This window comes from Formivibrio citricus, from assembly GCF_900115065.1.
GTDB classification, from domain to species: Bacteria; Pseudomonadota; Gammaproteobacteria; order Burkholderiales; family Chitinibacteraceae; genus Formivibrio; species Formivibrio citricus.
The window spans coordinates 1-23,164 of the sequence record NZ_FOVE01000012.1; the positions used below are offsets into that span (position 1 = coordinate 1).

The window sequence follows — 23,164 nt, forward strand, 5'->3', positions numbered from 1 at the left end:
GCGCTGGTGGCCTGGGTTGAACAAGGCAAAGCGCCGGATGCGATTGTCGCCACAGCACGAGGCAAAGGCTCCAACCTGCCCAACCCGGAAGTGCCTGCATCCTGGTCTCCCACCCGTACCCGTCTGCTTTGTGCCTACCCGCAAGTCGCCCGCTACGACGGCAAAGGCGATCCCGAAAAAGCAGCCAGCTTCAACTGCGTAGCACCTTGATGCAATCCAAATCAAAGGAGTGAGGTCATGAGCAAGGAACAAGGTATGCGAGAAAAGGGCATGGATCGCCGCAGTCTGTTGCTTGGCGGTGTGGGGCTGGCTGTTGCTGCGGGCTCTTTGTCTGCCGCTGAGCCTGTCGCTTCAAAAGTCAAAACACCCACATCAGACAGGATTCCAATGTATCTCCCCCGCACTGAGTTTGTGCTGGAAGCAATCGTGGATATAGGCAGGAACTCGGCCTTGGGTAATGGCCCGCTGGGTGAACGCCGCATGGTGGAGATCACTGGCGGAACCTTCGAAGGCCCCGGCTTGCGCGGAAAGGTCATTCCGTATGGCGGCATGGATCGCCAATTGATCCGCCGAGACGGCATCAAACGGATGGATGCGCTTTATGAGCTGCAAACGGATGATGGTGCTGTGCTGACTATCCGTAACCAAGTCATCGTCGATGATGGCAAAAAGCCGCGTTATGCCTTTTCTGCGGTCGAAATCTCTGCGCCGGATGGCCCCTATGCCTGGTTGAACCGGGTGCAACTGGTCGGCATGCATGCCGGCAGTTTGCGGCCGGAACGACAGGCTGTCGTGATCCGGGTCTACAAGCTGGTTTGAGGTCCATCTAGGCCTCTCTAACCAGAGATCCCCAATTAAGCCCAAGGGAACTGCTCCGCTGCCAGCCGGATTGCCGGCTGCAGCGGGTAGGGGCTTGTTCGCGCCGTTTTTTGGCGTTGTTGTTGAGAAGGTGAAGTTGAATTTATTTCAAGTGATTGTTTCTTTTGATATTTAGGCGAGGGTAAATCTCATGAGTAGAATTCTGGCAGTCGCCGTGGCGTCGGCGTTTGTTGTGCCGAGCGCAATGGCAGAAGTCACCGTATACGGTTCTTTGCGTACGTTTGTCGAATACGCGAAGATCTCTGACAACGGGACCAACGATCTGACCCGTACCCGCTTGGGGCCGGATGGCAATTCCCGTCTCGGCTTCAAGGGGACTGACAAGCTGGACAACGGCTTGCAACTCTATTGGCTGGTTGAAAACCGCGTTCAGATCGGCGAGCCCAATGCGATGAATGGTTTCAATTCCCGCGATACCTATGTCGGTGTGCGTGGCAATTTCGGCGAACTGCAGGTCGGCAAACAGAGCGATCTGGGCGATTCGTTCCCGAGTGCCATAGCGCCCGCCTTTACCCGCTGGAATGCCAACGGTGCCGATCCGTATCCTTTCCTCGTGAGCGGCGACTCAACCCGCTTGAATAATGCAGCCAAATATTCGTCGCCGGTTTTCCTGGGAGGGCTCCAGGCTCTTGCCCTGTATGACTTCGGCGCCAAGACTTCGACGTACAACTACTATGGCTATCAGGCGTCGCTGATCTACAAGTCGCCGATGTTCCGCTTGGGCGCCGTTTACAAGCGCAATGACGATACCAATGTCATGGGGGGGACGAATGTCGCCGGTTCTTCTGCGACCGGCTATGCGCCGACCGCAGCCTTTGCGCCGGAAGCGTTCTACAAGACATATCGCCTTGGCGGCAACCTGACGCCGGTGGAAGGGGTGGATATTTCGGTATTGTGGAACCGCTATGTGCGACGTGCCAGCGCGACGGCAACTGAAGTCAAGCAAGATTCGTGGGGTTTGGGGGCCGGATACAAAACCGGCAAGCATCATTTTACTACCCAGTATGTCAAACTCAACGATCGCAAGGATAATGGCCAGTCCCAGAGCGATACCGGGGCTTATACGGTCATTGGTCAATACAAATACAGCCTTAGCAAGCAGACCAGCGCCATCTTGACGTTGAGCCGCGTGAAGAATGACGGTCAGGCTACCTACAATCTTGATCATCCTTCGGCGCAGATTGGAACAATCAATAAAGGTGCGTCCATTACGGCAATTGCCGCAGGGATTCAAACGGACTTTTAAGTCACCTTCATTGACAAAGCCCTCATCCACATTGTGGATGAGGGCTTTGCGCTGGTTTGAACAACCTGTTGGAAGCTGATTATCTGTGCCTGTTGTGCCAGAAGCGTTTTTCCGCCTCCACTGCAAGCAAAATCAAGACACCCGCGATGACCACCCTGATCCAGCTTGCGCCATCCAGATCGTCGGTTCCGAACAGGTCTTGCTTGAACGGCAGGTGCGTGATGGAAAACTGCAGAACCATCAGCACAGCAATGGCCTGCAGTGCATAGCGGTTGCCCAGAAAACCTTCCCGCGAAAGGACGGGCGCAGTCAGGCGCCGGCAGTTGAAGAGGTAGAAAATCTGCCCCATGACCAGGGTGTTGACGGCCGCCGTGCGGGCAAACTCCAGTTCCATGCCGCGATCGAGTTCCCACAGGAACATGCCGAAGGATGTGGCCACCAGAAGGGTGGTGACAAACACGATCCGCCACAGCATGAATCCGTTAAGCAGCGGTTCTTTCGGATCGCGCGGCGGGCGTGCCATCAGGCCGGGCTCGGGGCGCTCGAACGCAATGGCGAGCGAAAGCGTGACGGCAGTGACCATGTTGACCCACAGAATCTGCACGGGCGTGATCGGCAACGTCATGCCCGAAAGCACGGCAATCAGCACCATCGTGGCCTGGCCGATGCTGGTCGGCAGCACATAGACCACCGCCTTGCGCAGGTTGTCGTAGACGGTTCGGCCTTCTTCGACCGCGGCGGCAATCGAGGCAAAATTGTCGTCGGCCAGAACCATTTCCGCGGCCTCCTTGGCGGCTTCGGTGCCCTTGTTGCCCATGGCAACGCCGACATCGGCGCGCTTGAGTGCCGGGGCATCATTGACGCCGTCTCCTGTCATTGCAACCACTTCGCCGTTGGCCTGCATGGCTTCCACGAGCCTGAGCTTGTGTTCGGGGCTGGCCCGCGCGTAGACATCGACTTCCTGCACGATTTGCCGCAGTTGCTCATCGCTCATGGATTCGATTTCGGCGCCGGTCAGCGCGCGTCCTTCGCCGGTTGCCAGACCCATGGCGCGAGCGATGGCTGCGGCTGTCACTGCATGGTCGCCGGTGATCATTTTGACGCGGATGCCGGCCGAATGGCAGGCCGCAACGGCCCGTTTGGCCTCGTCGCGCGGCGGGTCCATGATTCCGGCCAAGCCGAGCAAGGTCAGCCCGGTTTCGACGTCGCCAAAGGTGAGCTCCCGTTTGCCTTTTTCTACGGGCATGCATGCCAGTGCCAAGACACGGAAGCCACTGGCTGCCAGCGTTTCGACCTGCGCTTGCCATGCCTGGGTTTCCAGAGGCTTGTCTTCGCCCCCGGAACGCAGCCGGTTGCACATGCCGATGACTCGCTCCGGCGCGCCCTTCACGAACACCATGGCGTGCCCGGCATGGTCATGATGCAGGGTGGCCATGAAGCGATGATCCGATTCAAAGGGGATCACGTCGACTCTCGGCAGCCTTTCGGCTTCAAGATGCGGATTGAGCCCGGCCTTGAATGCCAGGGTCAACAGCGCGCCTTCCGTGGGGTCGCCTTCGAGCTTCCATTCGCCCTCATGCTCTCGCAGGGTGGCGTCGTTGCAGAGCAGGGCAATACGGGCGAGATCGGTCAGCTCGGCGGGATCGACATCCTTTCCGTCGGAGACGAACCCTCCGTGCGGGGCATAGCCGACTCCGGTGACCTCAATCGCTTGCTCTGCCGTGACCAAGCGCTGTACGGTCATTTCGTTTTTGGTCAGCGTGCCGGTTTTGTCGGAACAGATGGTGGTGACGGCTCCGAGCGTTTCAACGGCCGGCATGCGCCGGATAATCGCATTGCGTCCGGCCATCCGTTGTACGCCGATGGCCAGCGTGATGGTCATGATGGCTGGTAAGCCCTCAGGAATCGCCGCCACGGCCAAGCCCACGGCCGCCAGAAACATCTCGCCTGCCGGCTGGCCATGCACCAGCATCCCGAACAAAAGCGTGAAGCCTGCCAGCACGACAATGCCGCCGGTCAGCCAGTGCCCGAAGACCGACATCTGTTTGAGAAGCGGGGTTTCAACCGTATCGACTTCGGCCAGCAGGCGGCCGATCCGGCCGATTTCGGTGGCATCCCCCGTGGCGGTAACCACGCCGCGTCCCTGACCAAAAACGACCAGGGTCCCGGAATAGGCCATGCAGGTTCGATCGCCGATCGGGGCTTTGTCGGGGACTGCTTCCGGGGATTTTTCGACCGGCTCGGATTCTCCGGTCAGCGCGGCTTCTTCGATGCGCAGGGAGCGGGTTTCCACCAACCGAAGGTCTGCGGGCACTTTGTCCCCCGAAGCCAGCAGAACGATATCTCCGGGTACCACCTCGGCGGCATCGATTTCCTGTCTCCGGCCATCGCGCATGACGGTGGCTCGCTGCGAGAGCATGTTGCGAATCGCATCCAGCGATTTTTCCGCCTTGCCCTCCTGGATGAACCCGATCACGGCATTGATGAATACAACCCCAAAAATGATCAGCGTATCCACGGGTCGGCCCAGCATGGCCGTTACGCTAGCCGCGCCGAGCAGGACATAGATCAGCACGTTGTGAAACTGCAGCAGAAACCGCAGCCAGGCGCTTCTCTTTTTGGGCGGAGTCAGGCGATTCGGGCCGTGGCTGGCCAGGCGTTTTGCCGCTTCACCGGCAGAGAGCCCGCCCTCTGTTGTGGCATGCTTTTCAAGAGCGTCTTCAGGTGACTGAGAGTGCCATCTCGCATCGGTCATGGTTGTTCACCTCGTTGAGTGCAGAACGGTCATAGGGTGCCGCTTTCACTATAGCAACATGAGGCTTTGTTGTGGTAGTGCAAATCATTATCGTTTGGCGTTTATTGTTTTCTATACTGCGAGAAGATGCCGGGTGCTGTGAGAACCTGTTCACGATCTGTCGCGAGAAGCCGTCAGCGGGGCGAAGAGCAGCGCAGGAACCGGAGTTTATGCGGATAAATGAGGATTCCGAGCAGCACATGAGCCCCGATCACGGTTTCGCAGCAAGATCGTGAACAGGTTCTTAGGGCTTGCGCCGTGGCAAACCGGACTTTTCCCAAAGGGGATGCAAATGAACCAGAAAGAAACCAACTGCAGGGAAGTCCACTGTGAAGAGCAAGAAGACCGGGTGCTTGCTCTGTCACGAGCAGCAATACGCCACGCAGTGCGGCTTCTTGCCGTATTGATGGTGTTCGTGATCTGGTGGGGGGTGGCGGACGTGATCTATGTGCTGTACAGCCGTATCAGCGCCCATCCTCTTCATTTGCTTGAAATCAGGGATATTTTTGCCACCTTCGGCGCTTTCATGGCTGTTCTGATTGCGGTGGAAGTGTTTGCAAATATTGTCAGTTACCTGAAGGACGAGGGGCTCCAGCTCGAGATCGTGATGGCGACAGCCTATATGGCCGTTCTTCGTAAAATCGTCATCCTGGATTACAAGGAGGTGAGCCCGGAGTATGTGTACGCAACTGCGGCACTGGCGTTGTCATTGGCGATTGGCTATTGGGTAACGGTCAAGTATCCATGCGGGGTTCCCCTGGCGCCCGGCAAAAAAGACATGCCACCCGAATAACGCTCCTGGCAAGAGGTGGATATCCATTTCCATGGTTTACCTGTCTGCCTGTCAAGGCAGAGTGACCGGCGTAACCGGCGCCTTGCCCGCAAGCACTGCAGCCAGATTGTCCAGCGCGCAATAGCCCATCCTGTTGCGCGTTTCCGTGGTGGCGCTCGCAGCGTGCGGGGTCAGGAAGACGTTGCCAAGCTGGCGGAAACGCAGGTCAAAATCCGGTTCGGATTCGAATACATCGAGCCCGGCGGCGGCCAGGCGGCCGGAGCGCAGCGATTCGATCAAGGCTTCCTCGTCCACCAGCGCGCCCCGCGCCGTATTCACGAACACGGCACCTTCCGGCAGCAGCGCGAGCGTTTCCCGGTTGATGACATGGCGGGTTTGCGGGCTGCCCGGTGCGTTGAGCGACAGGAACCCGCAGTGCGGCAGCATCTCGCGGAAATCGGCGAAATAGGTCGCGCCCTGTTCGAGCTCGGACGGCAGGCGGGTGCGGTTGTGATAGAGAATCTTCATGCCGAAGCCGCGGGCGCGCTGGGCGACTTCGCGCCCGATGCGGCCCATGCCGAAGATGCCCAATGTCTTGCCGCTGACCTTGGTTCCGAGCATTTCGCCCAGTCCCAGCCGGCGGCGCCATCCGGCCTGCATCAGGGCGTGGTATTCCGTTGCACGCCGCGCGGCGCAGAGCAACAGCATCATGCACAAATCCGCAGTACATTCCGTCGGCCCCTCGGGCGCGTTGGTCACGACGATGCCGCGCGCTTGCGCTGCGGCGATGTCGATGTGATCGATGCCGGCGCTGACCGTGGCGATGATCCGTACATGCGCCGGCATGCGGGCGATGGTTTCCGAATCCAGTTTGACTGAGGCCCCGATCATCAAGCCTTCCGCTCGGTGGCGGGCAAGGCGGTTGAGAACCTCTTCGGTGTCGGGAACGCAATCCTGCGCCAGCAGGGCATCGAATTCCTCGCTGGCGCGTTGGGCGACGGCGGCGGGCATGGAGCGGGCAACGACGATTCGTGGTTTCATCTTTGTGTTCATGAGGTGACGGAGTCGATAGTGAGAATGCCGGTATCCGGAACGGATGCAAATATCCCGTTTCAATAAAAAATGCCGTTTCCGGCCCGTAAATACGGGCATTTGCACAAAGTTGCGTTGCCAGCCCCAAGGCAAAAACTGGCAAAATCGGAAGATTGCTCCTGGGGCGCTGTTCCCCTTCCCCGAAAGCCAAAATGTCGCGTTTAAGCAGTTCCGGGCCATTCTGGATGGTCGTTTCCTGTTTCAGCTTTTCCACGATGAGCGTGTTCGTCAAGCTGGGCAGCAGCACGCTCTCGACCGCGGAATTGATGTTCTACCGGGCATCGATCGCGTTGCTCGTGCTATTGGCGGCGATCGTGATTCCCGGCGGATATAGCCTGAAGATATCGCGCCCCGTTTTCCGCCTGCACGCAGGGCGCAGTTTTTGCGGCGCGATTTCCATGATGATGGCCACGTATGCCATGGCGCATCTGCCCTTGCCGACGGCCATCACGCTGCAAAACACCACGCCCTTGTTCCTGATGGTGTTGATTGCCGGCCTGCACCGGGTATTGCCCAGCCCGGCTCAGGTGTTCTCGATTGGGCTGGGTTTCATGGGCGTGATCCTGCTGCTGCAACCCACGATTTCTTCCGAGCTCCTGTTCCCGTGCAGCATGGGGTTGCTTTCCGGGCTTTTCAGCGCGGGCTCGATGTTCAACATCCGCGAACTGGGCCGGGCCGGCGAACCGGAATGGCGCGTGGTGTTCTATTTTCTGCTGACGAGCACCGTTTTCTCCGGTATCTGGATGCTGGTGCAGCCCTATGCCATGGCGCAGCTCGACTGGAACAATGCCGGAATCATCGTGGCGATGGGCGTGTTTGCCGGCATCGGCCAACTGACCGTGACTCGGGCCTATGGCAAGGGCAAATCGCTGGTCGTGGCGAGCCTGAGCTACCTGACCGTGGCGTTTACTTCGGTCTACGGCATCCTGATCTGGAAAGATAACCTGCCGCTGCTGAGCTATGCCGCCATGCTGCTGATCGCCGGGGCAGGGATCGTTTCGGCATTGCGTTCAGGCAGATCCTGAATTTTTTCAATATGCACTGATAAACAACGGAAATCCCATGAACCTGGAAAACCTCCCCATCCTGATCATCCTGTTCATCTCCGTGCTGGGCAATAACCACACGGTTTCGATTGCCGCGATGGCGCTGCTGCTGATCAAGTTGCTGGGGCTGCACCGCTGGCTGGATGTCATTGAGGCGAACGGGATCATGGTCGGCGTGACCATCCTGACCGCTGCCGTGCTGGTGCCGGTGGTGACGGGGCGGATGGATGTTTCCGCGTTTGCCAAAGTGTTCAAAAGCCCGACCGGCATACTGGCGCTGGGAATCGGCTTGGCGCTGGCGTGGATCGCCGCGCAGGGCGTGCCCTACATGAAAGCCTCGCCGGAAGCGGTTACTGCCTTGATGGTGGGAACGCTCGTCGGCGTCTGTTTCTTCCGCGGCTTGGCCGTGGGGCCGCTGATCGCGGGTGGCATGGTGGCGTTATTGGTGCGGTTTCTCAAGCTTTGAGCTGGCGTTTCGCGGATTGCATCCGCTCCCACAATCCTTGCAATGACCGCGGGTTTAGCTGCCCGCCATACCTTGAGCGTACCCCGTGCCATCGGCCTTGCGGCGCAACTCTTCCACATCTCGTTTGGGCGGCGCGCCGAAGAGGCGGGTGTACTCGCGGCTGAATTGCGACGGGCTCTCATAGCCGACCTCGAAGGCGGCGCTTGCCGCATCCAGGTCCTCGTTCAGCATCAGGCGGCGCGCTTCATTCAGCCGCAGCCATTTCTGGTACTGCAAGGGACTCATGGCGGTGAGTTGGCGGAAATGCTGATGCAGGCTTGAGGTGCTCATCTGTACATGGGCCGCGAGATCGTCGATGCGCAGCGTGGCGGTGTAATTCATTTTCAGCCAGTCGATGGCCTTGGCGACGCGATGGCCCTGGCTACCCACCGAAGCAATTTGCCACAGGCGCGTCGCCTGATCGCTCATCAGCAGGCGATAGTGGATTTCCCGCTCGATCAGCGGGGCCAGCACGGGAATCGCGCCGGGTTCATCGAGCAAATCCAGCAGGCGCTTGATGGGATCAAGCAAGGCTGGCGTGACCGCGCCAAGGCCTATCCCGATTCCTTTGTCGTTCGAACGCTCCACGGGCAAAGGCAGCCCGCCTTGCGCGATCAATTCCGCAATGGTGCGAAGGTTGAGCTTCAGGAGCAGCCCCAGGCACGGTTTGTCCGGGCTGGCCGTGACTATTTGCGAATTGGCTGGAATATCCAACGAAGTGATCAGGAAGCGGTTGATGTTGTAGGGGTAGGCTTCCCCGCCCACCAGCATTTGTTTCTCGCCCTGGACGACGAGAACGATACTGGGCTCTACCAGGCAAATGCACGGCGGCATCGGCGTCTCGCGCCGAAAGAAAAACAGGCTCGAAATCGGCGTCGCACTATCTGTATTGCCAACAGTCCTGCGCCCGATGCTTTCAACCATGGACTCCCGCAGGGCGTTGAGCATTGCGGCATCCTGCATTCCAAGCGGTTCTTGCGTTGGCATGGCCAATCTCCAAACAAATCCTGCCCGAAGAATATCCGCCCACAGCGCTTGCGCCAACCAACAATCCTCAAGCTTGGAGGATCAGGCAATAAAAACGGAGGATTTGTATATCGATGGGCGGCCCATATCGCGAAAAATACACTTATCGATTCGGTCGGATTTTGTTTGAACTCGTCACCCCGGCGCAGGCCGGGGTCCAGTGGTTTGAGGCAACGTTGTCGCTGGATACCGGCCTGCGCCGGTATGACGGCAAAAATTCAAACATCACTGGGCCGGATCAATAGTCGAACAATTTACTTCGCATTCACAGAGGGCAGCCCCATGGAAAATTTCACCTTCTTCAACCCGACCCAAATCGAATTCGGCACCGGCAAGGAACAATTGATCGGCCAGCATCTGGCCGGGCATGGCATCAAGAAAGTGCTGCTCTGCTATGGCAGCGAGCGCATCAAGCGCGAGGGGCTTTTCGATGTCGCCAGCAAGAGCCTGGCCGAGAAGGGCATCGAACTGGTCGAATTCGGTGGCATCGTCAGCAACCCCGTCATCTCGAAGGTGCGCGAAGGCATTGCCCTGGCGCGGGCGCAGCAGGTCGATGCCATTCTGAGCGTCGGCGGCGGCTCGGTGCTCGACAGCGTCAAGGCGATTGCCGCGGGCGTCCGTTACGACGGCGACGTGTGGGATCTGTTTACCGGCAAGGCCCCCGTTGAATCGGCACTCCCCCTGTTCGCCATTCTGACGCTGGCCGCAACCGGCAGCGAGATGAACCCCGGGGCGGTGGTCACCAATGACGAGACCCAAGAGAAATTCTTCATCTCTGCTGCACCGCTGTTCCCCAAGGTGTCCATCGTCAACCCGGCACTGATGCAGGGCGTCACCCGCGACTATCTCGTCTATTCCGCATCGGATGTCATTGCGCATCTGATCGAAGCCTATTTCACTGCGACCGTGCACCCGAAACTGCAATCGCGCCTGGTCGAATCGCTCATCAATACCGTCATCGAGACGACCGAAGCGCTGCTGGCCAACCCGGCCGACTACGACGCCCGCGCCCAGTTCGCCTGGGCGGCGACGCTGGCGTTGAATGGCCTGACCTATTCCGGCACGGCAGGCTCCAGCTTCCCCAATCACGCCATCGAGCACTCGCTCTCCGCGTTGTTCAATGTGCCGCACGGCGCCGGCCTCTCGGTCGTCGTTCCGGCCTGGATGAAGTGGTACCTCGACCGCAACCCGGCCCAGTTCGAGCGCTTCGCGAAAAACGTGTTCGGTGTTGAGACCGGCGAACAGGGTATTGCCGCGCTGCAGGGCTGGTACGACAAGATCGGCACGCCGACACACCTGCCGCAACTGGATATCAACGAGGCGGACCTGCCGGCCATCGTTGAGAACGTGCAGAAAAACGTGCGCATCTTTGGCATCGCCGACACCTACACACCGGAAGTGGTGACGGCCATTTTGAAGAGCGCGCTGTAACCGCTCGACGATGGATTCGGCCAGATTTTTGTTTGAACTCGTCACCCCGGCGCAGGCCGGGGGCCAGTGGTTTGAAGCAGCTTTGCTGCTGGATACCGGCCTGCGCCGGTATGACGACAAAAATTCATACTTCATTTGGCCGGATCAACATGCCCCACCTGACAAGGAGTAGCCCAAATGCCCCACCTGCTTTCCCGCAAGAAAATCATCCAGGGCGCCATTGTCGCCAGTGCTGCCATATTCGTCGGCGCGCAGCCCGTTCTGGCGCAGACCAACTCCACCGCAACTGGCGGTAATACCCTGCGCCTGACCCAGGAATGGGACAAGACCTTCCCGAAAAGCAATAAGGTTGGCCATCAGAAAGTCACTTTCAAGAACCGCTACGGCATCACGCTGGCCGCCGATCTCTACCTGCCGAAGAATCGCGGCAACCAGCGCCTGCCCGCGCTGGCGGTAAGCGGCGCTTTCGGTGCCGTGAAGGAGCAATCGTCAGGGCTGTACGCGCAAACGATGGCGGAGCGCGGCTTTGTCACGCTTGCCTTCGATCCGTCCTATACGGGCGAGAGCGGCGGCGAGCCGCGCCATGTGGCCTCGCCCGACATCAACACCGAAGACTTCAGCGCCGCGGTGGACTTCCTCGGCCTGCATGCTTCGGTCGACCGCGAGCGTATCGGCATCATCGGCATTTGCGGCTGGGGCGGCCTGGCACTGAATGCGGCGGCGGTGGACAAGCGCATCAAGGCTGTTGTGGCCAGTACCATGTACGACATGTCGCGCGTTATGTCCAAAGGCTACAACGACAGCGTGACTGCCGAACAGCGCGCGCAGACGCTGGAGCAGCTGAGCCGGCAGCGTTGGCAGGATGCGGAAAATGGCGCGCCGGCGATGCTGCCCGAATTCAACGTGCTCAAGGGGGGCGAGCCACAATTCCTGGTGGACTACGCCGACTACTACAAGTCGAAGAAGCGCGGCTTCCACCCGCGCGCCATCAACTCGAACGGTTCCTGGACGATCACCAGCGGCTTGCCGTTCATGAACGCGCCGCTGATGACCAACATCGCGGAAATCTCGCCACGCCCCATCCTGCTGATCCACGGCGAAAAAGCCCACTCACGCTATTTCAGCGAAACCGCCTATGCGGCTGCGGCACAGCCCAAGGAACTCCTGATCATCAAGGGCGCCAACCACACCGATCTGTACGATCAAATGGACAAGATTCCGTTCGACAAGATCGCGGATTTCTTCGGCAAGAATCTGAAGTAATGGACTCCTTGCTTCCCCCTTTGCAAAAGGGGGATTGAGGGGGATTTCAGCAAAGTTGATTATGCCTGTGCCGCAAAATCCCCCCAGCCCCCCTTTGTCGAAGGGGGGGCTTGTGGTTAACGGAAATCTTGAATCATGTTCAAAACCTGGCTTTTTCTGTTTGTCGCCATCGTCAGCGAAGTCATCGCCACCTCGGCGCTGAAATCGAGCGAAGGCTTCTCGCGCCTCTAGCCGTCAGTCCTCGTGGTGGTCGGCTATTTGATTGCCACCGCGTCCGATTTGCGGGGCTGCCAGCCGCCACCAAGCGCCCTGAAGGCGGCGACCGCTGCGCGTGCCGATTCGGTTTGTGCTTGAACCCGCGCATCGGAGGCTCGCAACAAGTTTTCGTCGGCCTGCAAGACTTCAATCATGCTGACGACCCCTTTTTGATACGCTGCAAACGAAGCGCCGCGCGCGCGGCTGAGCGAGTCCACGCCCTGAGTCAGCACAGCAGCCTGCTCTTCGCGCTTGACCAGGGCCGAGAAGGCATTTTCCACGTCCTCGGTCGCCCGGAGCACTGCCAGCCGATACGCAGCCAACATCTCGGCCTCTTGCCCCTTGGCTTGCTCGATCTGCGCGTTGATGCGGCCGAAATCGAACAGGCGCCAGCGCAGACCCAACACACCCGCAGCCTGGCTGGCGCCGCTGGTGAACAGATTGCCGCTCGATACCGATGTCGCGCTGCCGATCAGACCGCTCAAGGAGAGTTTGGGGAAGTACTCGGCGATGGCGACGCCAATACGTGCGTTCGATGCGGCCAGGCGACGCTCGGCCACGATCAGGTCGGGCCGCCGCCGGAGCAACTCACCCGGCGACCCGGTGGCGGCGATCTTCGGTGCGACCGGGATGCTGCCTGCTTCGGTGAGTTCCGCCCGATGCGTGCCGGGCGGCGAACCGAGCATCACGTCCAGCGCGTTCATGGCTGCGTCCAGGCCCGCTTCAAGCTCGGGTACGGAGGCCCGGACCTGCGCAAGCGCGCCTTCGGCCTGCCTGACTTGAAGCTCGGCCGCCAATCCCTTGCCATGCAGAAGCTTGATGATCGAGAGCAGTTCCTGCTGCGTCTGCACCTGTTTTCGAGCCACATCGAGGCGGGCCTGCAATCCCCGGATGCTGATATAGATGTCGGCGGTCTGTGCTGCCACGGCGAGTCGCGTCGCCGCTGCGCCGGCTTCCGAAGCCTGGTACTCGGCGAATGCGGCCTCCCGTCCGCGACGCAGGCCTCCGAACACGTCCAGCTCCCAGCTCGCGCCGGCATTGGCCTCGTAGGCATTGCCGTAGCGCTCGAACCCGGGGGCTGAATTCAGGACTTGCCCCAACGGGGTTTCAACGGACTGGTAGGCTCTGGCAGCTTGGCCGTTGACATTGCCGGAGGGCAGCAAGGCGGCGTTGGCCGCGCCCAGTCCGGCGCGCGCTTGCGTCACGCGTGCCGATGCTTGCGCAAGATCGAGGTTCTGTGCCAACGCAAGCGTCACGAACCGCGTCAGCTGCGGATCGCCGAAACCTGTCCACCATGCGATGAGATCTGCGCTGGCTGTGGCGTGCCGTTGATCTACAGCCGCCTGGGCCATGAATCGTTCACGCATGGGTACGTCGGGCCGGACGTAATCGGGGCCGACAGCGCAGCCTGCAGAGAGGCTGACAGCAATGAGCATGGCAAGAGTGCGTTTTGGCAGCATGGGCTAGTCCCGGAGCAGGAGAAATGAATTTATGTGACTATAATACTAAACAGTCACTCATTGTCAATTCTTGAGACTGGCGGTAAGCTGGAACCCATGAAAAAGACCAGTACTACTTATCCCGTTTCGGCCCGGGGCCCGGCCGACCATGAGGTGCGAGACCAGATCGTCGCCGCAGCCACCGAGCATTTCAGTCGCTACGGCTACGAGAAGACGACCGTTTCCGATCTCGCCAAGGCCATCGGCTTTTCCAAGGCCTACATCTACAAGTTCTTCGAGTCCAAGCAAGCCATCGGCGAGATGATCTGCGCGAACTGCGTGGGCCGGATCGAGACCGAGATCAGGGCGGCCATTGATCAGGCAGATCGGCCGCCCGAGAAGTTGCGACGCATGTTCAAGGCTATCGTCGAGTCGAGCCTGCAGCTGTTTTCCCAGGACCGCAAGCTTTACGAGATTGCCGCATCGGCCGCGACAGAGCGCTGGCAGGTCACGCTCGCTTATGAAGAACACATCCAGAAAATGCTGCGCGAAGTCTTGCAGGAAGGCCGCCAGACCGGCGACTTCGAGCGCAAGACGCCGCTGGACGAAACAGCGATGTCGATCTACCTCGTCATGCGCCCTTATCTGAATCCTTTGTTGTTGCAGCATAGCTTTGACTACACCGAGCAGGCGCCGGCGCTCCTGTCCAGCCTGGTGCTCCGCAGCCTGTCGCCCTGACATGAATTGGTTTTGTGACCATTGACTAATTTAGTCACCAGTACCACAATGAAAGTCCTGAACATTTCGTCAAAGGGACTTTCATGCTCCGGCGTCGCCTCGTTACCCCCATAGTCATTTGCGTCTTGCCGCTGGCGTTGGTTGCTTGCGGCGAAAAGGCATCCACCGATCCACGCACCGAGGCGCCTCTGGTGCGCGCCGCAATCGTCCAGGGCGCAGGCTCTGCGTCACGCACGTTCACGGGAACCGTCGCGGCCCGGGTGCAGAGCGACCTGGGGTTTCGCGTCTCCGGCAAGGTGCTGGAGCGGCTCGTGGATGCCGGGCAAACCGTCAAACGCGGCCAGCGGCTCATGCGCATCGACCCCGCCGATCTGAAGCTCGCGGCGCATGCACAGCAGGAGGCGGTCGCCGCCGCGCGAGCACGGGCACAACAGACGGCGGAGGACGAAGCCCGCTATCGCGACCTGCGTGGAACCGGCGCGATCTCGGCTTCGGCCTACGATCAGGTCAAGGCGGCGGCCGATGCGGCCAAAGCCCAGCTCAACGCAGCCGAGGCCCAAGCCGATGTGGCCCGTAATGCGAGCCGCTACACGGAGCTGGTCGCCGATGGCGACGGCGTGGTCATGGAAACGCTGGCCGAGCCCGGCCAGGTCGTGAGCGCCGGGCAGACTGTGGTGCGCCTGGCCCACGCAGGACGGCGCGAGGCGGTGATCCAGTTGCCGGAAACGCTGCGCCCGGCCATCGGCTCGGTTGCGCAAGCCACGCTGTTCGGCAAAGAAGGCGTTGTCGTTCCGGCCAAGCTGCGGCAGCTCTCCAACTCGGCAGATCGACTTACTCGCACCTTCGAGGCGCGCTATGTGCTGGATGGGGAACAGGCCAACGCACCCTTGGGCACCACAGTCGTGATCCAGATTCCGGGTGGACATTCCCCAGGACAAGACGGTCTGCACGTACCGATTGGCGCCCTGTTCGACGCGGGCAAGGGGCCGGGGGTGTGGGTCATCACCGGTGAGCCGGCCAAGGTTTCCTGGCGTCCCGTCACTGTCCTGCGCCTCGAAGACGATGGCGCGCGCATCACCGGCCAGATCAGGCAGGGTGAACGCATCGTCGCGCTCGGCGCGCATCTGCTGCGCGAAGGCGGGCAGGTCCGGGTGGCCGATCAAGCTGCCGCCACGGCGAGCAAGGAGGTGCGTCCATGAGCGAGAGCCGTTTCAACCTATCTGCGCTCGCGGTACGCGAACGCGCCATCACCCTGTTCCTGATCTTCCTGATCTCTGCCGCCGGCATTCTCGCGTTCTTCAAGCTTGGGCGCGCGGAAGACCCGCCGTTCACGATCAAGCAGATGACCATCGTCACCGCATGGCCGGGCGCGACGGCGCAGGAGATGCAGGACCAGGTCGCCGAACCGCTGGAAAAGCGCATGCAGGAACTGCGCTGGTACGACCGCACGGAAACCTTCACCCGCCCGGGCCTCGCCTTCACCATGGTATCCCTGCGCGACAGCGCCCCGCCTTCGCAGGTTCAGGAGGAGTTCTACCAGGCCCGCAAGAAGATCAGCGACGAAGCCAGGAAATTGCCTGCTGGCGTCATCGGACCGATGGTCAACGACGAATATGCAGACGTGACGTTTGCGCTCTTCGCCCTCAAGGCCAAGGGCGAACCGCAAAGACGGCTGGTACGCGATGCGGAAGTGCTGCGCCAGCAACTGCTGCATGTTGCGGGCGTGAAGAAGGTCAACATCATCGGCGAGCAGCCCGAACGTATCTTCGTCTCTTTCTCCCACGACCGCCTGGCCACGTTGGGCGTCGCGCCGCAAGACATCTTTGCCGCACTCAACGGCCAGAATGTGCTGACCCCCGCCGGCTCGATCGAGACCAAGGGGCCGCAGGTCTTCGTGCGCATCGATGGCGCCTTCGACACGCTGGAGAAGATCCGCCAGACCCCCATCGTCGCGCAGGGGCGCACGCTGAAGTTGTCGGATGTGGCGAGCGTCGAGCGTGGTTATGAAGACCCCGCGACCTTCATGGTCCGCAACGGCGGCGAGCCGGCCCTGTTGCTCGGTGTCGTGATGCGCGACGACTGGAACGGGCTCGATCTGGGCAAGGCGCTTGGGGCGGAAGTCACCCGAATCAACGCGGAACTCCCGCTGGGCATGACGCTGACCAAGGTCACCGATCAGGCCGTCAACATCAGCTCGGCGGTTGACGAGTTCATGGTCAAGTTTTTCGTCGCCTTGCTCGTCGTGATGGTGGTCTGCTTTGTCAGCATGGGTTGGCACGTCGGCATCGTGGTCGCGGCGGCCGTGCCGCTGACGCTGGCGGCGGTGTTCGTCATCATGGCGGCCACTGGAAAGAACTTCGACCGCATCACGCTCGGCTCGCTGATCCTGGCGCTGGGCCTGCTGGTGGACGACGCCATCATCGCCATCGAGATGATGGTGGTGAAGATGGAGGAAGGGTATAGCCGCATTGCCGCGTCGGCCTATGCCTGGAGTCATACCGCGGCCCCCATGCTCTCGGGTACGCTGGTCACGGCCGTCGGTTTCATGCCCAACGGCTTCGCCCGCTCCACGGCGGGTGAATACACCAGCAACATGTTCTGGATCGTCGGCATCGCCCTGATCGCCTCGTGGGTGGTGGCTGTGGTGTTCACACCCTACCTCGGGGTGAAGCTCTTGCCCGACTTCAAGAAAGTCGAAGGGGGGCACGAGGCCATCTATAACACGCCGCGCTACAACCGCTTCCGCCAGGTGCTGGGGCGCGTCATCGCCCGCAAGTGGATTGTCGCCGGTACGGTGATCGGTCTGTTCGTGGTGGCAGTGCTGGGTATGGCGATGGTCAAGAAGCAGTTCTTCCCGACCTCCGACCGGCCGGAAGTGCTGGTCGAGGTGCAGATGCCTTACGGCGCCTCGATCGGGCAAACCAGCGCCGCGACGGCAAAGGTCGAAGCCTGGCTGGCAAAGCAGCAGGAGGCCAGGATCGTGACGGCCTACATCGGCCAGGGTGCTCCCCGCTTCTTCCTGGCCATGGCGCCCGAACTGCCCGACCCTTCATTCGCCAAGATCGTGGTGCTCGCGGGCAACGACAAGGAGCGGGAAGCCCTCAAGTTCAGACTGCGCCAGGCCGTGGCCGACGGCCTGGCGCCCGAGGCGCGGGTACGCGTCACCCAGATCGTGTTCGGGCCGCCTTCACCCTTCCCGGTGGCCTACCGCGTCACAGGGCCGGACCCGGACAAGCTGCGCGAGATTGCCGCCGAGGTCGAGGGCGTCATGCATGCCAGCCCGATGATGCGCACCGTCAACACGGACTGGGGGGCGCGTGTCCCGACCCTGCACTTCACCCTCGATCAGGACCGGCTCCATGCCTTGGGGCTGAGCTCCAGCTCGGTGGCCCTGCAGTTGCAGTTCTTGCTGAGCGGAGCACCGCTGACGGAGGTGCGCGACGATATCCGCTCGGTGCAAGTGGTAGGCCGTGCAGCCGGCGCTATCCGTCTCGACCCCGCGAAGATTGCCGGCTTCACGCTGGTCGGGTCGACCGGGCAGCGCATTCCGCTGTCGCAGGTGGGCAAGGTCGAGGTGCGCATGGAAGACCCGATCCTGCGGCGGCGTGACCGCACGCCGACGATCACCGTGCGCGGAGACATCGCCGAAGGCTTGCAGCCGCCGGACGTATCGACAGCCATGACCAAGGAGCTTCAACCCATCATGGCCAAGCTGCCGAGCGGCTACCGCATTGTGGAGGCTGGCGCCATCGAGGAAGCCGGCAAGGCGACGGTCGCCATGCTGCCGATCTTCCCCATCATGCTGGCGGCCACCCTGCTGATCATCATCCTGCAGGTCCGCTCGATCTCCGGCATGGTCATGGTCTTCCTGACCAGTCCGCTCGGGCTGATCGGCGTGGTGCCGACGCTGATCCTGTTCCAGCAGCCCTTCGGCATCAATGCGCTGGTCGGCTTGATTGCGCTGTCGGGCATCCTCATGCGCAACACGCTGATCCTGATCGGGCAGATTCGAGAAAACGAACAGGCCGGGCTCGATCCATACCGTGCGGTAGTCGAGGCCACCGTGCAGCGCGCGCGCCCGGTGATCCTGACCGCACTGGCGGCGATCCTGGCCTTCATCCCGCTGACCCATTCGGTGTTCTGGGGAACGCTGGCCTACACGCTGATTGGCGGCACGCTCGCCGGCACGGTGCTGACGCTCGTGTTCCTGCCTGCCATGTATTCCATCTGGTTCAAGATCAGACCAGCGGCCTCGCAAGGCTGAGCCCCAACCGGCCCCGACCTTTCAGCCGGTTGCAAGAAGTTTGGGGGGCTTGAAATGCAAGCGTTGGTGTTGTGCTTCTCCCGGCCCATTGCTTGTAGGTGCTGAGAAGAGAAAAGCACAAAAGGATCGGCTCCAAAGAGACAAAGGCCAGTCATTGAGACTGGCCTTTGTCGTTGATGTCGGCAGCAGTTCGGCCGGAGCGGTCACAGGCTCAGTCAGCCCCCAAAGCAGATATACCACTGCAACCAACTACGAAGAAAGCCCAATGGTAGGGCGGCCTCGCCACGAAGTGGCAGCCCGCCGAATTATAGATTGCCGAAGGCAAAACAAAGAACCACCGCAATTCAATTAAAGCGGGTTTGAATATCAAACATTATTCAGCACGGGTTAATCATGCGCTATGCATTCGACGCACTGCGCTACGCTTCGAGTGCGCCTTACGGCCTTGATGCGGCAGCAGTTCGGCCGAAGCGAAAGTTGGCTGGCTTCGCCTAATACTTCCGCTTTGTGCCCATTGCAGACATTAACGCCACGCTCTGCGGCAAATTTGGAGCGCAGCGGGAAATTTGTGATAGCCGCGTTTTGTTAGGCATGTTGCCCATTCTCGCTATCTAAGTCCAATTTCATGACTTCTTCAAAAAGAAAGAGCATTCCCAATAAAAACCGATCGAACTCGGAAGCGTAATCCCCATCATCAATATTTAGCCTTAAGATAGTCTTCTCATACTCCGTACCCTTTCTATGCGCTACGCCAGTTGATCTAACAGATTGAATGTCTTTCAATAGGCTGGAAAGCGCAGGCAAATGTGGCGATTTTAACTTTTCAAGAAGAGCTTCCATTAATGATATGGATTTGATCGACGTATCCGATATTATAAGGTGGTTTCTAAGACACCTTACATTTATAGAGTCTATCGTGATTTTTGTAAGAGCAAGTACTTGTGCATCAAATTCCGACTGCTCATTAGTTAGCATTGATCGCAACGACTCATAAAAATGCTCATCTTTGATAGAGAGAGGTAAGAAAAGAAGCCAGCTGTATTTTTTATTCCAATATTCTTGGATATCTTTGAATTTTTGTTTGAATCTGTGCCCCGGGCTTTCGGCATCGTAGAAATTACCTAGAAAGCTCCGTTCGAAATTTGTTCTGCTAATTTTCCTTCCGTCTGGCATTAAATTAAAACTCTTCCAATAAACTTGTTCTTTGCTTGGCAGGTCTCGACCAAGATCCCCAAGAAATACTGACACATGATTTGGCGAATTGTTATCCAATCTCAAATCCCACGCGCCCGTCCTACATAGGCGCCCATCTGCAATCTCATAGTCAGATGAGCTATAGTATTTCTGCATAACTTCTTTACGAAAAAAAACAGGGGTTAGATAATGTGGGGCATCAGGATTAGCACCAAAATAATTAGCTAATCCATCAGGGTCACACGAAAACATCTCGGGCTCATCGATATCGCCACCAATAATGAAGTCCTGATATGCCTTCTCTTGCTCAAATGGCCATACACCACACTTCTCCACTGTCTCACATTGGATTAGTTTTTTTCCTAATATCCTCGAAAAAGATGTGTATCCATCTGAATAAGAATCTCCTGAATAGATTGTATAAGTAAGTGATTCATTGCTTATGTCATCAGAAAAATTTGTTTTGTCCTTGTAGTGCCGAGTTAGCTCAAAGTATAGAAGCAAGTTCATCTGACGAGCGGCCAAAAAAGAACGTAAGTATCGCCTTCGAACTTTTACTTCATTGCGCTCCACTTTGATCACTTCAACTTCGTCACCGACTTCGTCGAAGCTAATAAATGAACCAGTTTTTTTATCATGATATAGATTGTGAAAAAGGCGAAACTCTTCAAGAATTTCTATGTAGTCCTCTTTTCTTCCATGAAAGTCACGAACTAGAATTAGCCTCAAAAAGTCATAATCTAAATTGGTGTAGTAAGTCGTAATTTCTTCACCAGATTGATATGACTTACAAAAACCTGGCCCCCCACTGCCTATCATCAAGTCCCAGCCAGGACGTTGCATAGCTTGTTCTGTTTTTTCTTTACTAACAAGGGCGCAATACATTACACCATCGTGGTCTGTATCATTATTAGGCTCGTGTTTATAGACGGTAACCCATAGCTCTTCGCCGTGTTTTTTGGATAAAAAATCGATAAAGTCTTCAAATGGATTTTGTGACATAGTTTATCTCGTGAGGTGCAATCACGTAGGATGTAGTTGAGCAAAGCGAAACGCACCGGATATTTATCCGTTTATTACTTCCAGCGCAATACGCTGCGCCCATTGTTACCCACGCCGGCATACGGCTTGTGTCTACAACCGTCCGCTTCTGGCCGATAGCTGTCATGCTAGCACGCAGTATGACCGACCGCTTTGGCCGAACTGCTGCCGACATCAACGACAAAGGCCAGTCTCAATGACTGGCCTTTGTCTCTTTGGTGCCGATCCTTTTGCGTTTTTCTCGTCTCAGCGTCTGCTCAAGCGCCAGGATTCGAGGCGGCACACGCGTCGTATTGGGCTTGCGCGAGCAGCACCGTATCCATGTGCTGTTCGGCCCAATGCGCGAAGGTATTGACCGTCTGAACCAGGGATTGACCGAGATCCGTCAGCGCGTACTCCACGGTGACAGGGACGGTTGCAAAGACACTGCGCGACAGCAGGCCATCGCGCTCAAGCTTTTTCAAGGTCTGGGACAGAACTTTCTGTGAGATCCCCTTGATGTCCCGGCGCAACTGGTTGAAGCGCACGGGTTCATTCTGGAGCCGGGCAAGGATAAGCAGCGCCCACTTGTCGGCCAAGCGATCCAGCACTTGCCGCGCGGGGCATCGATCTTCATAAACGTTGTAGGAGGGGGGCATAGTCAGGGTGTCAATGTCAGGGGTGGTTACCGCAAAGAAACGTGGTAAGGAAAAAGTGCCTTCTTGTGCCGGATTCTACCGCTGATTACTATTGTGTACCTAGTTTCTTTTTGATACCAACAAAGGAGTCCTCCCCATGTCCCAGAAGATCCTCGTTCTCGGTGCCACCGGCAATGTCGGCCAACCCCTCGTGCAAGCCCTGCTGCGCAAAGGCGAGCAGGTCAAAGCAGCCTCCCGCACGGGCAAGCCGGTGGCGGGCGCGGAAGCCGTGGTTTTTGATTATGCCCGGCCCGAGACTTTCCCCGCGGCTTTTGAAGGCGTTGATCGCGCCTACGTCATGCTGCCCGCCGGCTACGTCAATCAGAAGGAGCTGCTGCTGCCCGTGATTCAGGCGGCGGCCGAGCGCCGCGTGAAAGTGGTGTTCCAGAGCGCGTTCGGCGTGGACGCCGATGATTCGATTCCCTATCGCCAGGTCGAGATCGCCCTGGAGAAGTCCGGCACGCCTTACGTGATCCTGCGTCCGAACTGGTTCTCGGATAACTTCCACACCTTCTGGAAGGCGGGGATCGAGCATGGCCAGATCACACTGCCAGCCGCCGAGGGAAAGACGAGCTTCATTGATGTGCGCGACATCGCCGAGAGCGCGGCGGCGGCCCTGACGACCGACCGCTTCGATGGCCAGGCATTCAACCTGACGGGGCCGGAGGCGATCGGCTATGGGCAGGCCGCCCAACTGCTGTCCGAAGTCATCGGCAAATCGGTCGCCTACACGCCCATCGACGACCAGGCATTCATCGGGATGCTCACTGGCGCCGGTGTGTCCGCTGACTACGCCGGCTTTATAGCGTCGATCTTCTACCCGGTTCGGGAAGGATGGGCTGCTGCCGTCACGGATCACGTGCAGATTCTGACCGGCAAGGCTCCCCGCTCCCTGGAGACTTACGCCCGAGACAACGCGCAAGCGCTGCGCTGAGCCTTTTCAGATTGCGTAATAAACCAGCCCGGCGAGAGCCGCCCGCGACTGCGGGTACGGTGATCCGCCGGGCTTGCCTTCGCCTCGCGAATAGTCGCTTGGCCTCAAAGCAAGACATTGGGAGGAATAACAATGAGCAAAGCATTTAATGAAGAACTGGCTGCGATTGAAGCGGGTGCGGTCGCCTACTTGACCGCGTTCAGCCGCGTCGACGTTGCCGCCGTGTTGGCAACATACGCTGATGACGGTGTGCTGATGGCGCCCGGCATGCCTGCGGCCGTGGGCAAGGACGAGCTCGCCGTGGTCTATCCGAACGTCTTTGCAACAGTGGGCTTCGATATGACCTATGAAATCAAGGAGGTTGTGCAAATCAGCGCCGATTGGGGTTTCGTCCGGAGTGCCACCGAGGGTACCGAAACCAACAAGGCGACCGGCGTCGTCGTGCCCGCGGCCTATCAGGAGCTGTTCCTGCTACGCAAGTCGGCGGCCGGAGCGTGGCAGATTGCACGATACTGCACGTCCAAAATTTCTCCTGCGGGTTGAATCGCGCCCAACGGGGTTGCGACTT

19 protein-coding genes and 1 pseudogene are annotated in these 23,164 nt (G+C 59.0%); 14 read left to right on the forward strand and 6 right to left on the reverse strand.

Translation table 11 applies throughout. The features are described from left to right. The 3 genes from BMZ36_RS08760 to BMZ36_RS08770 form a co-directional block, all read left to right on the forward strand. Positions 1 to 210: tannase/feruloyl esterase family alpha/beta hydrolase (locus BMZ36_RS08760; protein ID WP_143086012.1), on the forward strand; the 210-nt coding region annotated here is incomplete at its 5' end. 27 nt (positions 211 to 237) lie between these two features. After that, on the forward strand, positions 238 to 819 hold the full coding sequence (locus BMZ36_RS08765; protein ID WP_091194706.1) for a DUF3237 domain-containing protein: 582 nt from the start codon (positions 238 to 240) through the stop codon (positions 817 to 819). Positions 820 to 1,009: 190 nt separating this feature from the next. Continuing rightward, positions 1,010 to 2,125, forward strand: a complete 1,116-nt coding sequence (locus BMZ36_RS08770; RefSeq protein WP_091194710.1) for a porin — start codon at positions 1,010 to 1,012, stop codon at positions 2,123 to 2,125. A 79-nt stretch (positions 2,126 to 2,204) separates the two neighbouring features. On the opposite strand, the gene BMZ36_RS08775 is transcribed toward BMZ36_RS08770, so the two are convergent. Continuing rightward, positions 2,205 to 4,880: a cation-transporting P-type ATPase gene (locus BMZ36_RS08775; RefSeq protein WP_091194714.1), complete on the reverse strand. Its 2,676-nt coding sequence runs from the start codon at positions 4,878 to 4,880 to the stop codon at positions 2,205 to 2,207. 331 nt (positions 4,881 to 5,211) lie between these two features. Here BMZ36_RS08775 and BMZ36_RS08780 point away from each other — a divergent pair, with 331 nt between their 5' ends. Continuing rightward, positions 5,212 to 5,712: a phosphate-starvation-inducible PsiE family protein gene (locus BMZ36_RS08780; RefSeq protein ID WP_091194939.1), complete on the forward strand. Its 501-nt coding sequence runs from the start codon at positions 5,212 to 5,214 to the stop codon at positions 5,710 to 5,712. A gap of 51 nt (positions 5,713 to 5,763) precedes the next feature. Here the strand turns inward: BMZ36_RS08780 and BMZ36_RS08785 are convergent, their stop codons facing one another. Next, on the reverse strand, positions 5,764 to 6,732 hold the full coding sequence (locus BMZ36_RS08785) for a 2-hydroxyacid dehydrogenase (protein ID WP_218142680.1): 969 nt from the start codon (positions 6,730 to 6,732) through the stop codon (positions 5,764 to 5,766). A 203-nt stretch (positions 6,733 to 6,935) separates the two neighbouring features. Between BMZ36_RS08785 and BMZ36_RS08790 the strand changes: the two genes are divergently transcribed. Together BMZ36_RS08790 and BMZ36_RS08795 are read left to right on the forward strand one after the other, a co-directional pair. Then, positions 6,936 to 7,808, forward strand: coding sequence for a DMT family transporter (locus BMZ36_RS08790; RefSeq protein WP_091194724.1), 873 nt, complete (start codon positions 6,936 to 6,938; stop codon positions 7,806 to 7,808). Between the two features lie 37 nt (positions 7,809 to 7,845). Then, complete coding sequence (locus BMZ36_RS08795) at positions 7,846 to 8,295, forward strand: DUF441 domain-containing protein (RefSeq protein WP_091194728.1); 450 nt, start codon at positions 7,846 to 7,848, stop codon at positions 8,293 to 8,295. A 54-nt stretch (positions 8,296 to 8,349) separates the two neighbouring features. Here BMZ36_RS08795 and BMZ36_RS08800 read toward each other — a convergent pair whose 3' ends face one another. After that, positions 8,350 to 9,321 carry an AraC family transcriptional regulator gene (locus tag BMZ36_RS08800; protein WP_091194732.1) on the reverse strand — a complete coding sequence of 324 codons (972 nt, stop codon included), beginning with the start codon at positions 9,319 to 9,321 and terminating at the stop codon, positions 8,350 to 8,352. Between the two features lie 321 nt (positions 9,322 to 9,642). On the opposite strand from BMZ36_RS08800, the gene BMZ36_RS08805 reads away from it, so the two are divergent. The 3 genes and pseudogenes from BMZ36_RS08805 to BMZ36_RS08815 all read left to right on the forward strand — a co-directional run. Then, positions 9,643 to 10,791 carry an iron-containing alcohol dehydrogenase gene (locus BMZ36_RS08805; protein ID WP_091194738.1) on the forward strand — a complete coding sequence of 383 codons (1,149 nt, stop codon included), beginning with the start codon at positions 9,643 to 9,645 and terminating at the stop codon, positions 10,789 to 10,791. A gap of 177 nt (positions 10,792 to 10,968) precedes the next feature. After that, positions 10,969 to 12,054 carry an alpha/beta hydrolase gene (locus BMZ36_RS08810; RefSeq protein ID WP_091194742.1) on the forward strand — a complete coding sequence of 362 codons (1,086 nt, stop codon included), beginning with the start codon at positions 10,969 to 10,971 and terminating at the stop codon, positions 12,052 to 12,054. Positions 12,055 to 12,189: 135 nt separating this feature from the next. Continuing rightward, positions 12,190 to 12,282, forward strand: a pseudogene (locus BMZ36_RS08815) (SMR family transporter); the annotation flags it as partial. A gap of 26 nt (positions 12,283 to 12,308) precedes the next feature. On the opposite strand, the gene BMZ36_RS08820 reads toward BMZ36_RS08815, so the two are convergent. Then, complete coding sequence (locus tag BMZ36_RS08820; RefSeq protein ID WP_091194746.1) at positions 12,309 to 13,769, reverse strand: efflux transporter outer membrane subunit; 1,461 nt, start codon at positions 13,767 to 13,769, stop codon at positions 12,309 to 12,311. A gap of 96 nt (positions 13,770 to 13,865) precedes the next feature. Here BMZ36_RS08820 and BMZ36_RS08825 point away from each other — a divergent pair, with 96 nt between their 5' ends. From BMZ36_RS08825 to BMZ36_RS08835, 3 genes are all read left to right on the forward strand, one after another. After that, on the forward strand, positions 13,866 to 14,486 hold the full coding sequence (locus tag BMZ36_RS08825; protein ID WP_091194751.1) for a TetR/AcrR family transcriptional regulator: 621 nt from the start codon (positions 13,866 to 13,868) through the stop codon (positions 14,484 to 14,486). Between the two features lie 83 nt (positions 14,487 to 14,569). Beyond that, positions 14,570 to 15,685, forward strand: a complete 1,116-nt coding sequence (locus BMZ36_RS08830) for an efflux RND transporter periplasmic adaptor subunit (protein WP_091194754.1) — start codon at positions 14,570 to 14,572, stop codon at positions 15,683 to 15,685. Continuing rightward, the gene (locus tag BMZ36_RS08835; protein WP_091194757.1) at positions 15,682 to 18,750 is read left to right on the forward strand and encodes an efflux RND transporter permease subunit; all 3,069 of its coding nucleotides are present in this window, start codon (positions 15,682 to 15,684) and stop codon (positions 18,748 to 18,750) included. Before BMZ36_RS08830 ends, BMZ36_RS08835 begins: the two co-directional genes overlap by 4 nt. A 585-nt stretch (positions 18,751 to 19,335) precedes the next feature. Here the strand turns inward: BMZ36_RS08835 and BMZ36_RS08840 are convergent. Continuing rightward, positions 19,336 to 20,946 carry a hypothetical protein gene (locus BMZ36_RS08840; protein WP_091194760.1) on the reverse strand — a complete coding sequence of 537 codons (1,611 nt, stop codon included), beginning with the start codon at positions 20,944 to 20,946 and terminating at the stop codon, positions 19,336 to 19,338. Between the two features lie 296 nt (positions 20,947 to 21,242). Continuing rightward, the gene (locus tag BMZ36_RS08845; protein WP_218142682.1) at positions 21,243 to 21,563 is read right to left on the reverse strand and encodes a winged helix-turn-helix transcriptional regulator; all 321 of its coding nucleotides are present in this window, start codon (positions 21,561 to 21,563) and stop codon (positions 21,243 to 21,245) included. Positions 21,564 to 21,759: 196 nt separating this feature from the next. Here BMZ36_RS08845 and BMZ36_RS08850 point away from each other — a divergent pair, with 196 nt between their 5' ends. Then, complete coding sequence (locus tag BMZ36_RS08850) at positions 21,760 to 22,596, forward strand: SDR family oxidoreductase (RefSeq protein WP_091194766.1); 837 nt, start codon at positions 21,760 to 21,762, stop codon at positions 22,594 to 22,596. Between the two features lie 132 nt (positions 22,597 to 22,728). Beyond that, positions 22,729 to 23,139 (forward strand): YybH family protein, encoded by a 411-nt coding sequence (locus BMZ36_RS08855; protein ID WP_091194770.1) that lies wholly within the window; start codon positions 22,729 to 22,731, stop codon positions 23,137 to 23,139. Positions 23,140 to 23,164: the final 25 nt, after the last annotated feature.